The sequence below is a fragment of the Streptomyces sp. NPDC052721 genome (assembly GCF_040678315.1).
In the GTDB taxonomy this organism is placed as follows: domain Bacteria; phylum Actinomycetota; class Actinomycetes; order Streptomycetales; family Streptomycetaceae; genus Streptomyces.
The window spans coordinates 33,774-47,526 of the sequence record NZ_JBFATL010000006.1; the positions used below are offsets into that span (position 1 = coordinate 33,774).

The 13,753-nt window shown below is 71.5% G+C and carries 12 protein-coding genes; 5 read left to right on the top strand and 7 right to left on the bottom strand.

The window, feature by feature from the left end; all coding sequences use genetic code 11:
* Window positions 1-47 precede the first annotated feature (47 nt).
* Together AB0L21_RS08270 and AB0L21_RS08275 are read left to right on the top strand one after the other, a co-directional pair.
* The gene (locus AB0L21_RS08270) at window positions 48-1,397 is read left to right on the top strand and encodes a M18 family aminopeptidase (protein ID WP_365782879.1); all 1,350 of its coding nucleotides are present in this window, start codon (window positions 48-50) and stop codon (window positions 1,395-1,397) included.
* A 66-nt stretch (window positions 1,398-1,463) separates the two neighbouring features.
* Complete coding sequence (locus AB0L21_RS08275; protein WP_014673852.1) at window positions 1,464-1,715, top strand: DUF6458 family protein; 252 nt, start codon at window positions 1,464-1,466, stop codon at window positions 1,713-1,715.
* Between the two features lie 70 nt (window positions 1,716-1,785).
* Here the strand turns inward: AB0L21_RS08275 and AB0L21_RS08280 are convergent, their stop codons facing one another.
* Window positions 1,786-3,621 (bottom strand): thioredoxin-like domain-containing protein, encoded by a 1,836-nt coding sequence (locus tag AB0L21_RS08280; RefSeq protein WP_365782881.1) that lies wholly within the window; start codon window positions 3,619-3,621, stop codon window positions 1,786-1,788.
* 525 nt (window positions 3,622-4,146) lie between these two features.
* On the opposite strand from AB0L21_RS08280, the gene AB0L21_RS08285 reads away from it, so the two are divergent.
* Window positions 4,147-4,641, top strand: a complete 495-nt coding sequence (locus tag AB0L21_RS08285; RefSeq protein WP_365783058.1) for an LURP-one-related family protein — start codon at window positions 4,147-4,149, stop codon at window positions 4,639-4,641.
* Window positions 4,642-4,824: 183 nt separating this feature from the next.
* Here the strand turns inward: AB0L21_RS08285 and AB0L21_RS08290 are convergent, their stop codons facing one another.
* On the bottom strand, window positions 4,825-5,649 hold the full coding sequence (locus AB0L21_RS08290) for a carbon-nitrogen family hydrolase (RefSeq protein WP_365782883.1): 825 nt from the start codon (window positions 5,647-5,649) through the stop codon (window positions 4,825-4,827).
* A gap of 218 nt (window positions 5,650-5,867) precedes the next feature.
* Here AB0L21_RS08290 and AB0L21_RS08295 point away from each other — a divergent pair, with 218 nt between their 5' ends.
* Entirely contained in the window at window positions 5,868-6,692 is an 825-nt protein-coding gene (locus AB0L21_RS08295; protein WP_365782885.1) for a maleylpyruvate isomerase family mycothiol-dependent enzyme, read from the top strand.
* A 61-nt stretch (window positions 6,693-6,753) separates the two neighbouring features.
* Here the strand turns inward: AB0L21_RS08295 and AB0L21_RS08300 are convergent, their stop codons facing one another.
* Complete coding sequence (locus tag AB0L21_RS08300; protein ID WP_365700035.1) at window positions 6,754-8,064, bottom strand: MFS transporter; 1,311 nt, start codon at window positions 8,062-8,064, stop codon at window positions 6,754-6,756.
* Entirely contained in the window at window positions 8,061-8,735 is a 675-nt protein-coding gene (locus AB0L21_RS08305; RefSeq protein WP_365782887.1) for a GntR family transcriptional regulator, read from the bottom strand. Before AB0L21_RS08305 ends, AB0L21_RS08300 begins: the two co-directional genes overlap by 4 nt.
* Window positions 8,736-8,923: 188 nt before the next feature.
* Between AB0L21_RS08305 and AB0L21_RS08310 the strand changes: the two genes are divergently transcribed.
* Complete coding sequence (locus AB0L21_RS08310) at window positions 8,924-9,826, top strand: D-alanyl-D-alanine carboxypeptidase (protein ID WP_365700038.1); 903 nt, start codon at window positions 8,924-8,926, stop codon at window positions 9,824-9,826.
* A gap of 73 nt (window positions 9,827-9,899) precedes the next feature.
* Here AB0L21_RS08310 and AB0L21_RS08315 read toward each other — a convergent pair whose 3' ends face one another.
* The 3 genes from AB0L21_RS08315 to pdhA are packed head-to-tail and all read right to left on the bottom strand — an operon-like array spanning window position 9,900 to window position 13,543.
* Window positions 9,900-11,315, bottom strand: a complete 1,416-nt coding sequence (locus AB0L21_RS08315) for a dihydrolipoamide acetyltransferase family protein (protein ID WP_365782889.1) — start codon at window positions 11,313-11,315, stop codon at window positions 9,900-9,902.
* A 10-nt stretch (window positions 11,316-11,325) separates the two neighbouring features.
* Window positions 11,326-12,303 (bottom strand): alpha-ketoacid dehydrogenase subunit beta, encoded by a 978-nt coding sequence (locus AB0L21_RS08320; RefSeq protein ID WP_031026172.1) that lies wholly within the window; start codon window positions 12,301-12,303, stop codon window positions 11,326-11,328.
* Between the two features lies 1 nt (window position 12,304).
* A complete protein-coding gene (pdhA, locus tag AB0L21_RS08325) occupies window positions 12,305-13,543 on the bottom strand; it encodes a pyruvate dehydrogenase (acetyl-transferring) E1 component subunit alpha (RefSeq protein WP_365700042.1) in 1,239 nt (412 codons plus the stop codon).
* Window positions 13,544-13,753 lie beyond the last annotated feature (210 nt).

Here is a 13,753-nt window from a genome sequence, read left to right on the forward strand (position 1 = left end):
CGCTCCTCACCAGGAGCGGGCCCGTGCACGTCGTTAAGGTGAATCCCATGAGCGCACCATCCCGCCCGTCACCCGCCGCCGCCCCTCCAGGGACCGCTGCGCGCGCACCACTCACCTTCGACCGCGGCCACACCGACGACCTGATGTCCTTCCTGGTGGCGAGCCCGACGCCGTACCACGCCGTGGCGAACACCGCCGAGCGGCTGGAGAAGGCGGGCTTCAGGCAGGTGGCGGAGACGGACGCCTGGGACGGGACGTACGGCGGCAAGTACGTGCTGCGCGGCGGCGCGATCGTGGCCTGGTACGTGCCCGAGGGCGCCGAGCCGCACACCCCCTTCCACATCATCGGCGCGCACACCGACTCCCCGAACCTCAGGGTCAAGCCCCGCCCGGACAGCGGGGCGCACGGCTGGCGCCAGGTCGCCGTCGAGATCTACGGCGGCCCGCTGCTGAACTCCTGGCTGGACCGGGATCTGGGCCTGGCCGGCCGGCTGAGCCTGCGCGACGGCTCCTCGGTCCTGGTCGACGTGGACCGGCCGCTGCTGCGCGTGCCGCAGCTCGCCATCCACCTGGACCGTTCGGTCAGCTCCGAGGGGCTCAAGCTGGACAAGCAGCGGCACCTCCAGCCGGTGTGGGGCCTCGGCAACGACGTGCTGGACGGCGACCTCATCGCCTTCCTGGAACAGGAGGCCGGGCTGACGGCGGGCTCGGTGACCGGCTGGGACCTGATGACGTATCCGGTGGAGCCGCCCGCCTACCTCGGCCGGGACCGCGAGCTGGTCGCCGGTCCGCGGATGGACAACCTGCTGTCCGTGCACGCCGGTGCCGCCGCCCTCGCCGCCGCGGCGACCTCCGGCGCCGCGCTCACCCGCATCCCGGTGCTGGCCGCCTTCGACCACGAGGAGAACGGCTCCCAGTCGGACACCGGCGCGGACGGCCCGCTGCTCGGCACCGTCCTGGAGCGCTCGGTCCTCGCGCGCGGCGGGTCGTTCGAGGACCGGGCCCGCGCCTTCGCCGGAACGGTCTGTCTGTCCTCCGACACGGGTCACGCCGTGCACCCCAACTACGCCGAGCGGCACGACCCGACGCACCACCCGCGGGTCAACGGCGGCCCGATCCTCAAGGTCAACGTCAACAACCGCTACGCCACGGACGGTTCGGGCCGCGCGGTGTTCGCCGCGGCCTGCGAGAGGGCGAACGTCCCCTTCCAGAGCTTCGTCTCCAACAACTCCATGCCGTGCGGCACCACCATCGGCCCGATCACCGCGGCCCGGCACGGCATCCGCACGGTCGACATCGGCGTGGCGATCCTCTCCATGCACAGCGTCCGTGAACTGTGCGGTGCCGACGACCCGTTCCTCCTGGCGAACGCCCTGACCGCCTTCCTGGAGGGCTAGTCGGGGCCTCGCCGGGTACCCGGACGGCACCGGAGATTCCGGAACCAGAAGGGGAGGCGAGGTCTCATGGGTCTCGGCGGATGCATCATCCTCATCGCCGTGGGGGCCATTCTGACGTTCGCGACCGACTGGCACATGCAGGGCGTCAACCTCACCGTCGTCGGCCTGATCCTGATGGCCGTGGGCCTGATCGGCGTGGCGACGTTCAGCGGAATAGCCCGCCGCCGCCGCGTGGTGGTACCGCCGACGACCCCGGTGGTGGAGGAGGAACCGCGCCACCACCGCGTCGACGGCTACTCCGACGGCTACGGCGTCTGACGGCTGAACCCACCTGTCACTGAAGGTGGGTTCAGCCGCTTCCCGGCGACGTGCCTGCCGACCGCGCCGCTCAGCCCTGCCCGGGGGCGGTCTCGTCCATCCCGGCCAGCACCAGCGGCAGGCGGTCCGTTCCGTTCTCCGTGAGACGGACCGGGACGCCCCAGTCCTGCTGGTGGACGTGGCAGGCCGGGTATTCGTTGGCGGGGTCGTCGTCGCAGGAGGCCGCCATCGCGGAGACGTGCAGGACGCCCTCCGGGACGGCCGGGTTCAGTTCCAGGTCGCGGGACAGGTCGGTGTCCGCGCCCTCGCCCTTGAGCAGCAGCTCGGGCGGGGTGGCGGAGACCAGCAGCCGGGTCGAGGGGCCGTAGCTCGTGTCGAGCTTCTGGCCGGCCGGGGCCTGGAAGATCACGTCCAGGCGCAGGCGGCCGGGGGCGACCTCGGTCGCGGCGCGCTGGGTGCGGTGGGCGACCGGCTCCACGCGCACCGCCTCCTCCGGCAGCCGCAGCCGGGTCAGCCGGTGCCGGGCCGACTCCACGACCACGATGTCCTCGCCGACGAGGACGGCGTCGCTGGGCTCGCGCAGGTCGGTGGCGAGCGTGGTGACCTCGCCGGTCGCCGGGTCGTAGCGGCGCAGGGCGTGGTTGTAGGTGTCGGCGACGGCGACCGAGCCGTCCGGCAGGGCGGTGACGCCCAGCGGGTGCTGGAGCAGGGCCTGGTCGGCGGCGCCGTCCCGGTGGCCGAAGTCGAACAGGCCGGTGCCGACGGCGGTGTGCACGTCCCCTTCGAGGCCGACCCAGCGCAGGGCGCTCGTCTCGGAGTCGGCGAGCCAGAGCCGGTCGGCGGTGGCCGCGAGGCCGGAGGGCTGGGCGAACCAGGCCTCGGCGGCGGGCCCGTCCACCAGTCCCTCGTTGGTGGTGCCGGCCGCCACGGCGACCGTGCGCGCGGCCGGGTCGTACGTCCACAGCTGGTGGACGCCCGCCATCGCGATCCACACCCTGCCGCCGAAGACCGCCACGTCCCACGGCGAGGAGAGGTCCACCTCGCGGGCCGGGCCGGAGGTCGCCGAGCCCTGCCACCACTGCCTGCCGGTGCCCGCCAGGGTGGTCACCCCGCCGGTGGCCAGGTCCACGCGGCGCAGGGCGTGGTTGACGGTGTCGGCGACCACCACCGAGCCGTCGTCGAGGAGAGCGAGGCCCTGCGGCTCGTTGAAGGACGCCTCCCGCGGGCCGCCGTCGGCGAACCCGCGCGTGCCGGAGCCGAGGCGCCGTACGACGGTCTCGGCGTCCTCGGCCAGCTCCACCAGCTGGTGCCGGGTGGTGTCGCTGACCAGGAAGGTGCCGGATGGCAGCAGCAGGGCCTTGCCGGGGAAGCGCAGCACCGTCGGCTCCGGCTCCGGTGCGACGTACGGCCCGTCACCGCGGCGCAGGGTGCCCTTGGCCTCGTGCTCGGCCTCCAGCTCGGTCACCAGCCGCTCGATGGCGTGCACATGCCCCTCGCCCGCGTGCTGCGCGACGACGTACCCCTCGGGGTCGATCACCACGAGCGTCGGCCAGGCGCGCACCGCGTACTGCTTCCAGGTGGCCAGCTCGGGGTCGTCCAGGACCGGGTGCGCCACGCCGTAGCGCTCGACGGCGTCCACGACCGCCTGGTGCTCCGCCTCGTGCACGAACTTCGGCGAGTGCACCCCGATCACCACGAGCGTGTCCCGGTGCTTCTCCTCCAGCTCGCGCAGCTCGTCCAGGACGTGCAGGCAGTTGATGCAGCAGAAGGTCCAGAAGTCCAGGACGACTATGCGTCCGCGCAGGTCGGCGAGGGTGTACTGCTGGTCCCCCGTGTTCAGCCAGCCGCCCTTGCCTATCAGCTCGGGGGCGCGGACTCGGGCGCGTCGGGGTGCGGAGTCGGTCATGGCTCCAAGGGTGCCACCTGACGCCGACAGCCGTTCCGGCGCCTGTGGAAAACCCGGGCCGGGCACCGCTCGCCCGTGGCCGGCGGTCTGGTGGGTGGGCCGTACGTCGACCGATGTGTCGATGACCGGTCTGCCCTCACCCTTGCGGGTGCCCCGGAAGCGGATCGGGCCGGAGGCGGGGTCGACGTCACGCGGCAGCGGAAGGCTCACGTCCGTGACGCGCTCCCGCCGCAGTGTGCCCTTCGCGCACTCGCCCCGCGCGCACAGCCGTAGGAGCCGCCCGTGAGATCGCCGTACCCCTGGCGGTCGAACAGCACGCCGACCCCGGAGACGACGTCATAGCCGGCGCACGGCCCCCGGTACGAGCACCCGGAACCGGCCGCGAGCAGGACTGCCCCCACGGCGGGCAGACCTGCCCGCCTGATCGGTCTCACCACTTCTCGTCCCCTCCGCGCCCCCCGGGGCCGACCCGACGAACCGGCACATCCTGTGACGATCGACCCGCGCCGGGGAAGCATGACCCGTATGAGATTCCTCGTACGCGACCGGATCCTCGGCATCGGTGACGACTGGTGGATCGAGGACGAACACGGCCGGAAGGTGTTCCTCGTCGACGGCAAGGCGATGCGCCTGCGGGACACCTTCGAGCTGAAGGACACCGAGGGGCGGGTCCTGATCGACATCCACCAGAAGATGTTCGCCCTGCGCGACACCATGGTGATCGAACGCGACGGCGAGCCTCTGGCCAGGATCCGGCGCAAGCGGCTGTCCCTGCTGCGCAACCACTACCGGGTCTCCCTGGCGGACGGCACCGAACTCGACGTCAGCGGAAAGATCCTGGACCGCGAGTTCGCCGTCGAGTACGACGGCGAACTCCTCGCGGTGATCTCCCGCCGCTGGCTGACCGTACGCGACACGTACGGCGTGGACGTCGTACGGGAGGACGCCGACCCGGCGCTGCTGATCGCCGTGGCGGTGTGCGTGATCCACCTCGCCGAGAAGGAGAGGGAGGGGGACTGACGGGGACTAGGTCCTGTCGTCAAACTCCCGTCGTCCGCCCGGAGGGCGGGCCGCGAGGCGTCAGGTGCGTGCTCTCGGCGTGCCGGGCCCCGGCCCTCGTACTGGATGTACTTGGGTCGGGGCCCGGTGCGGCGAGAGTGCGTGCATGGCGTCGCGCGGCAGACGGGAGTTTGACGACAGGGCCTAGGTCCGGCGCCGGGGTGGTTGCAGGCCCAGCACCCGGTCCTTGAGCGCCGGGAACTGTTCGCGGGTCGCGCCGGCCTTCGCCGGGTCCAGGTCGACCGTGAGGACCTCTTCTGCGGAGCCGGCCTCGGCGAGCACCTCGCCCCACGGATCCACCACGATCGAGTGACCTGCCTGCGGAACTCCGGCGTGCGTCCCGGCCGTTCCACAGGCGAGCACGAACGCCTGGTTCTCCACCGCCCGCGCCTGAGCCAGCAGCGTCCAGTGCGCGCGTCGCCGCTCGGGCCAGCCCGCCGGGATCACCAGCGTCTCGGCGCCGGCGTCGACCAGACCGCGGAAGAGTTCGGGGAAACGGAGGTCGTAGCAGGTGGCCAGGCCGAGCGTGGTCCCGGGCAGCCTGACCGTCACCAGGTCCCGGCCCGCGCCCATCAGCACCGCCTCGCCCTTGTCGAAGCCGAAGCGGTGGATCTTGCGGTAGGCCGCGGCCAGATCACCGGAGGGGGAGAAGAGGAGAGACGTGTTGTAGAGGGTGCCGTCCCCCGTGGCGGAGCCGCTGTCGGATGCCGCCCGCTCAGGGATGGAGCCGGCGTGCAGCCACACGCCCGCGTCGCTCGCCGCCTTGGCCATCGCCTCGTACGTCGGCCCTTCGAGCGGCTCGGCCGCACGGCCGAACTCCTCGAAGGCGAAGGCACCGGTGGTCCACAGTTCGGGCAGGACGACGAGGTCGGCCCCGCTCTGCTCCCGCACCAGCGCGGCCACGCGCCGCCGCCGGGAGTCGACCGGTTCGTCCTCGTCCACGGCGATCTGGATCAGCGAGGCGCGCACACTACCACCGTCCTGGCATTCGAGTCGTCCACACAGGCCTACGATCGTCACACGAAAGCACTGCCGGGGTGCCTTTCAGCAGCGTAACTTGGGGGTGCCCCCAGTTCGAGCGCAGCCGAGAACCTGGGGGACTCTCAAGACACCCGCCGAAGTGCAGCCGCCCGCTGGCAATGCCGCCACAACCTGCCCGTGTACCGACCGCCGAGGGGTCCCGTTCCGTGAGTCTGCATCCCACCCTCCAGCCCTACGCCGACGCCTGGACCCACTCCATCGAAGCGATATCCGAGATGGTGCAGTCGCTCGTCGAAGGCGAGTGGAACCGGCGGACGCCCTGCCCCGGCTGGTCGGTGCGGGACATCGTGTCCCATGTCATCGGCCTGGACTGCGAGATGCTCGGCGACCCGCGCCCCATCCACTCCCTGCCGCGCGACCTCTTCCACGTCACCACCGAGCACCAGCGCTACATGGAGATGCAGGTCGACGTCCGCCGCCACCACACGGCGCCGGAGATGACGGCCGAGCTGGAGTACACGGTCATCCGCCGCAACCGCCAGCTGCGGAACGAGGCCCGGGACCCCGCCACCCTCGTGCGCGGACCGCTGGGCACGGAGGTCACCCTGGAACAGGCCTACCGCGCCCGGGCGTTCGACGTGTGGGTGCACGAGCAGGATCTGCGCGCGGCTCTCGGCCGCCCCGGCAACCTGGACTCGCCGGGCGCGTACGTCACCCGGGACGTCCTGCTGGAGGCGCTGCCCAAGGTCGTCGCGCACGACGCGAACGCCCCGCGCAGCTCGGCGATCGTGTTCGACGTGCACGGCCCGGTCGAGTTCCTGCGCACGGTACGCGTCGACATCCAGGGCCGCGGCACCGTGGAGACCGCCCCCGCCCTCGGCCCCGCGGCCACCCTCACCCTCGACTGGGAGACCTACGTCCGCCTGGCCTGCGGCCGGGTGAGCCCCGAGGCGGTGGCGGACCGGGTGAAGACGGAGGGCGACCAGGACCTGGCGGCGGCCATCCTGCGTCACTTCGCGGTGACGCCGTGACGGCATCCGGCCGGCCTCCCGGCCGGCCGGAGACGGGTGGGCACGCGGGAGAACCCCCGGCTCACGCCGCGGGCACGTGCACCGTCTCCACCCGGCTGGCGACCAGCCGCTCCCGCTCGCGCCGCGCCGCACGCCCCCGCAACCGCAGGATCTGACCGACCCCGAGCGCCTGGAGCACGAACACGGCGCTGAACGCCACCGTGTAGTCGTCCCCGGTCGCGTCCAGCAGCACGCCGATCGCGAAGAGCGTCGTCATGGAGGCGATGAAGCCACCCATGTTGGTGATGCCGGACGCCGTGCCCTGTCGCTCGGGCGGGTTGGCCGGCCGGGCGAAGTCGAAGCCGAGCATCGACGCCGGGCCGCACGCGCCGAGCACCGTGCACAGCACCAGCAGCAGCCACATCGGCGCGTGCTCCCCGGGGTAGGCCAGGGTCGCCGCCCACAGTGCCGCGGTGGCGGCCACCGTGCCCAGCGCCAGCGGCAGCCGCGCCGCGTGGTGCCGGGCGACGATCTGGCCGTAGACCAGGCCGATCACCATGTTGGACAGCACGACGAGAGTGAGCAGTTCACCGGCCGTGGCCCGGCTGAGGCCCTGTGCCTCGACCAGGAACGGCAGGCCCCACAGCAGCAGGAACACCATCGCCGGGAACTGGGTGGTGAAGTGCACCCACAGGCCCAGGCGCGTGCCCGGTTCCCGCCAGGACGCGGCGATCTGCCGGCGGACGTAGGCCGCGCCCCGGTGCGGGGACGGCTCCGGCTCCTGACCCTCGGGGTGGTCCTTCAGGAACAGCAGGGTGAGCACGAGGACGACCGCGCCCGCCAGCGCGCTGCCCGCGAACGCCGGGGTCCAGCCGATGCCGTGCAGCAGCCGGGACAGGACCAGGGTGGAGACCAGGTTGCCCGCCATCCCGACCAGGCCCGCGAGCTGAGCGACCAGCGGCCCGCGGCGGGCCGGGAACCAGCGGGTGCCGAGCCGCAGCACGCTGATGAAGGTCATCGCGTCACCGCAGCCCAGCAGCGCCCGGGAGGCGAGCGCGGTGCCGTACGAGGGGGAGAAGGCGAAGCCCAGCTGCCCGGCGGTGAAGAGCACCGCACCGATGCTCAGCACCTTCTTGGTGCCGAGGCGGTCCACGAGCAGGCCGACGGGTATCTGCATGCCCGCGTAGACCAGCAGCTGGAGGATGGAGAACGTGGACAGCGCGGAGGCGCCCACGTGGAAGCGGTCGGCCGCGTCGAGACCGGCCACCCCCAGCGACGTACGGAAGATGACGGCGACGAAGTAGACGGCCACGCCCGTGGACCACACGGCGACGGCCCGGCGCCCGCCCGGCGGATCGCCCGGAAGGGTGGCGTTGCGCCCGGGAAGGCTCATCGGACCTCACCCCGCGCCAGGTGCGAGAACCAGCTCACGTGCCGGTGCACGATGCCGACGGCCGCCTCCGCGTCGCCGGCGCGCAGCGCGCCCAGGATCTCCTCGTGCTCGGCGAGCGTCTTGGCGATCCGGTCGGGATGGGAGTGCATGACGGCGACGCCCATCCGCAGCTGCCGGTCGCGCAGCTGGTCGTAGAGCCGGGAGAGGATCTCGTTGCCCCCGCTGCGCACGATCTCGGCGTGGAAGCAGCGGTCGGTGACCGCGGCGGCGGCCAGGTCACCGGCGGCGGCCTGCGCCTTCTGCCGCTCCAGCAGCTCGGCCAGCCGCTCCAGCAGGCCCGGCGGCGCGGGTACGGCCTTGCGGGCCGCGTGCTCCTCGACCAGCAGCCGGGTCTCCACCACGTCGGCGATCTCCTGCGCGGAGACCGGAAGGACCAGGGCGCCCTTCTTCGGGTAGAGCCGGATGAGGCCCTCGGCCTCCAGCCGCAGCAGCGCCTCCCGGACGGGCGTGCGCGAGACCCCGACGGCCTCGGCCAGCTCCCCCTCGGTGAGCAGGGTGCCGCCCTCGTAGCGGCGGTCGAGCACACCCTGCTTGACGTGGCTGTACACGCGGTCGGCGGCGGGCGGCGGCTTGAGGGACTGCGGGGCGGACTGCTCGACGGCCGTGTTCATGCCCACAGCATAGATACAACACGTACGCAAGGGCGGGACCGTCCATCATGCGGACGTGACGAAGCGCCCCCGGAGCGGCCGCACAACCTTCTGTGCTACTTACGTGTCACACCCATGCGGCCCCCTTCCGTTGCCAGCTCAACTAGGCCGCACTCCAGGGGCATTCACGACATTTGAGGTATATCACTTTGATTACCGGCATCCAGGGCATCCGCCTCCGCCGAGCCGCCGCCGTCGCCGTCACGTCCGGCGCGCTGCTCGCGACCGGTGCCCTCACCGCAGCGCCCGCACAGGCCGTCACCACGCCGTCGATCGTGGCCAAGGGCGGGTTCGTGATGAACAACGCCAACGCCAAGACGCTGTACACGAAGGCGGCGGACACCAGGCGCTCCACCGGCTCCACCACCAAGATCATGACCGCCAAGGTCGTGCTCGCGCAGCCGAACCTGAACCTCGACGCCAAGGTCACGATCAAGAAGATCTACAGCGACTACGTCGTCAGGAACAACGCCTCCCAGGCGCACCTGATCGTCGGCGACAAGGTGTCCGTCCGTCAGCTGCTGTACGGGCTGATGCTGCCGTCCGGCTGCGACGCCGCCTACGCGCTCGCGGACAAGTTCGGCTCGGGCTCCACCACTTCCGCGCGCGTGAAGTCCTTCATCGGCAAGATGAACTCCGCCGCCAAGAGCCTGAACCTGACGAACACCCACTTCGACTCGTTCGACGGCATCGGCAACGGCTCCAACTACTCGACGCCGCGCGACCTGACGAAGATCGCCAGCAGTGCGATGAAGAACTCCACGTTCCGCACGATCGTCAAGACGAAGTCGTACACCGCGAAGACGATCACCAAGACGGGCAGCACCCGCACGATGAACCCGTGGAAGAACACCAACGGGCTCCTCAGCAGCTACAGCGGCACCATCGGCGTGAAGACCGGTTCCGGCCCTGAGGCCAAGTACTGCCTGGTCTTCGCCGCGACCCGGAACGGCAAGACCGTCATCGGCACCGTCCTCGCCTCCTCCTCCATCTCCCAGCGCGAGGCGGACGCGAAGAAGCTCCTCAACTACGGCTTCGCCAAGCTCGGCTGACACACCGACGACAAGGGCCCGCCGCATCCCGTGCGGCGGGCCCTTCGCCGTGGCACCGGCGTGTCGCGGGCGGTCAGGCCCAGGTGATCAGCCGCTTCGGCTGCTCCAGGACGGCCGCGACGTCCGCCAGGACCTTGGAGCCCAGTTCCCCGTCCACCAGACGGTGGTCGAAGCTCAGGGCCAGGGTGGTGACCTGACGCGGCTTCACCTTGCCCTTGTGGACCCACGGCTGGAGCTTGATCGCACCGACCGCGAGGATCGCCGACTCGCCCGGGTTGAGGATCGGGGTGCCCGTGTCGACGCCGAAGACGCCGACGTTGGTGATGGTCACCGTGCCGCCCTGCATCGCCGCGGGGGAGGTCTTGCCCTCGCGGGCCGTCGCCACCAGCTCGCCCAGCGCCTGAGCCAGCTGCGGGAGCGTCTTGTCCTGCGCGTCCTTGATGTTCGGGACGATCAGGCCGCGCGGTGTGGCCGCCGCGATGCCCAGGTTGACGTAGTGCTTGCGCACGATCTCCTGGTTCGCCTCGTCCCAGGACGCGTTGATGTCCGGGTTGCGCTTGATGGCGACCAGCAGGGCCTTGGCGATCAGCAGCAGCGGGTTGACCCGCAGGCCCTGCATCTCCCGGTCCTGCTTCAGCTCCTCGACCAGCTTCATCGTGCGGGTCACGTCCACCGTCACGAACTCGGTGACGTGCGGCGCGGTGAACGCCGAGCCGACCATCGCCTGCGCGGTGGCCTTGCGGACGCCCTTGACCGGGATGCGGGTCTCGCGCGCGGTGTCGTACGACGCCACGGGCGCCGGGGCCGCGGGAGCGGCGGGCGCCGCCGCGACCGGGGCGGCCGGCTCGGCCGTCCGGGGCGTGGCCGCCGCGTGGACGTCCTCACGGGTGATGATGCCGTCCGGGCCGGACGGGGTGATCGCGGCCAGGTCGACGCCCAGGTCCTTGGCGAGCTTGCGCACCGGGGGCTTGGCCAGCGGGCGGGGCTTCTCGGCGACCGCGCCGCCGTGGCCGTTCAGCTCCGCCTGGATCGCCTGCGCCGGCGCGGGGACGGTGACCTCGGGGCCCTTACGCGGGCGGCGCCTGGTGGAGGAGGTCGCCACGCCGTATCCGACGAGGACCGGCTGGCGGCCCTCCGGCTTCGGCTCGTCCTTCGGCTGGGCGGGCGCGGCCTGCTGCGGGGCGGGTGCCGCCTGCGGCTGCTCGGCGGGCGCCTGAGGCGCGGCACCGCCGGCCAGGGCCACCGCGATGATGGGCGTGCCCACGTCCACCGTGGTGCCCTCGGGGAAGTGGAGTTCGCGGACCACGCCGTCGTAGGGGATGGGCAGTTCGACGGCCGCCTTCGCCGTCTCCACCTCGCAGACCACCTGGCCGTCCGTCACCGTGTCGCCCGGCTGGACATACCACTTGAGGATCTCGGCCTCGGTGAGTCCCTCGCCCACGTCGGGCATCTTGAACTCGCGTACGGACGCTTCCGTCATCGTCGTCACGACCCTCTCCTCAGTACGCCAGCGAGCGGTCGACGGCGTCGAGCACACGGTCCAGGTCCGGCAGGTACGACTCTTCCAGGCGCGCCGGCGGATACGGGGCGTGGTAGCCGCCGACCCGCAGGACCGGTGCCTCCAGGTGGTAGAAGCAGCGCTCGGTGATCCGCGCGGCGATCTCCGCGCCGGAGCCGAAGAACACCGGTGCCTCGTGCACCACGACCAGGCGGCGGGTCTTCTCCACCGAGGCCTGGACGGAGTCGAAGTCGAGGGGGCTGACCGAGCGCAGGTCCAGGACCTCCAGGGACTTGCCCTCCTCGGCCGCCGCGTCCGCCGCCTCCTGGCAGAGCTTCACCATCGGGCCGTAGGCCGCCAGGGTGAGGTCCGTGCCCTCGCGGACCACGCGCGCCTTGTGCAGCGGGGCGGGGATCGCCTCGAAGTCGACCTCGGCCTTGTCCCAGTAGCGCCGCTTGGGCTCGAAGTAGATCACCGGGTCGTCGCTCTGGATGGCCTGCTGCATCATCCAGTAGGCGTCCGACGCGTTGGACGGGGAGACGATCTTCAGGCCGGCCACGTGCGCGAACAGCGCTTCCGGCGACTCCGAGTGGTGCTCGACCGCGCCGATGCCGCCGCCGTAGGGGATGCGGACGACGACCGGCAGCTTGACCTTGCCCAGCGAGCGGGCGTGCATCTTGGCGAGCTGGGTGACGATCTGGTCGTAGGCCGGGAAGACGAAGCCGTCGAACTGGATCTCCACCACCGGGCGGTAGCCGCGCAGGGCCAGACCGATCGCGGTGCCGACGATGCCGGACTCGGCGAGCGGGGTGTCGATGACCCGGCTCTCGCCGAAGTCCTTCTGCAGTCCGTCCGTCACACGGAAGACGCCGCCGAGCTTGCCGACGTCCTCACCCATGATCAGGACCTTGGGGTCGGCGTCCAGGGCACGGCGCAGCGACTCGTTGATGGCCTTGGCCATCGCCATCTTCTCGGCCATGTCAGTGACCCCCTTCATCGGCGAACGACGCCTGGTAGGCGGCGAACTGGGCGCGCTCCTCGTCGACGAGCGCGTGCCCGTCCGCGTACACGTTCTCGAAGATGGCGAAGTGGTCCGGGTCGGGCATGGCGCGGACCGCTTCGCGCACTCGTCTGCCCAACGCCTCGGACTCGGTCTCGAGTTCCGCGAAGAATCCCTCGTCCGCGTGGTTCGATGCCTCCAGGTACCGGCGAAGACGCAGGATCGGGTCCTTCGCCTCCCAGGCCAGCCGCTCCTCGTCGCCCCGGTAGCGGGTGGGGTCGTCGGAGGTGGTGTGGGCGCCCATGCGGTAGGTGTACGCCTCCACCAGGGTCGGGCCCTCGCCGTTGCGGGCGCGTTCCAGCGCCCACTTGGTGACCGCGAGGCAGGCCAGGACGTCGTTGCCGTCGACCCGGACGCCGGGGAAGCCGTAGCCCTGCGCGCGCTGGTAGAGCGGGACGCGGGTCTGGCGCTCGGTCGGCTCGGAGATCGCCCACTGGTTGTTCTGGCAGAAGAACACCACGGGGGCGTTGTAGACCGCGGAGAAGGTGAACGATTCCGCGACGTCGCCCTGGCTGGAGGCGCCGTCGCCGAAGTAGGCGATGACCGCCGAGTCCGCGCCGTCCTTGGCCACGCCCATCGCGTAGCCGGTGGCGTGCAGCGTCTGGGAGCCGATGACGATCGTGTACAGGTGGAAGTTGTTGCTGTTCGGGTCCCAGCCGCCGTTGTTCACGCCGCGGAACATGCCGAGCAGGTTGGCCGGGTCGACGCCGCGGCACCAGGCGACGCCGTGCTCCCGGTAGGTCGGGAAGACGTAGTCGTCCTCGCGGGTGGCCCGGCCGGAGCCGATCTGGGCGGCCTCCTGGCCCAGCAGGGAGGCCCACAGACCCAGTTCGCCCTGGCGCTGCAGGGCGGTGGCCTCGGCGTCGAAGCGGCGGGTGAGCACCATGTCGCGGTACAGACCGCGCAGCTCTTCGGGGGTGATGCCGGCGACGTAGGCGTCGTACTCGGCGTTCTCGACCCGCTTGCCCTCCGGCGTCAGCAGCTGTACGAGCTCCGGGTCGGTGCTCTTCTTGACAGTGCTGCGGGTGGTACGGGTGGTGCGCTTGGTGCCGGTGGCTCCGGTCGCGGCGCCGGTGGTGCCGGTCTTGCCGCCGGTGGTGCCGGCCTTGCCTGCGGCGGTGCGTCGCGGCTTGCGCGCGGCACTGCTCTCCACGGTCACGTGTGCTCCTCCGTCGTTCCGGCCCCCGGGGTTGCCGGTAGGCCAGTGCGGCTCACCTGTTTCGACCACCGGGCACGGGGTGGGTGCCACTCGGCCGGGAACAGGCGTGACAGGTGCCCCGGCGAGCGCCCTGCAACCATCACGTTACCCAGTGCCCCACATTTCTGTGAAACCCCGTTTGACCTGCGATTTTGCTTGGATTTCCAAGTA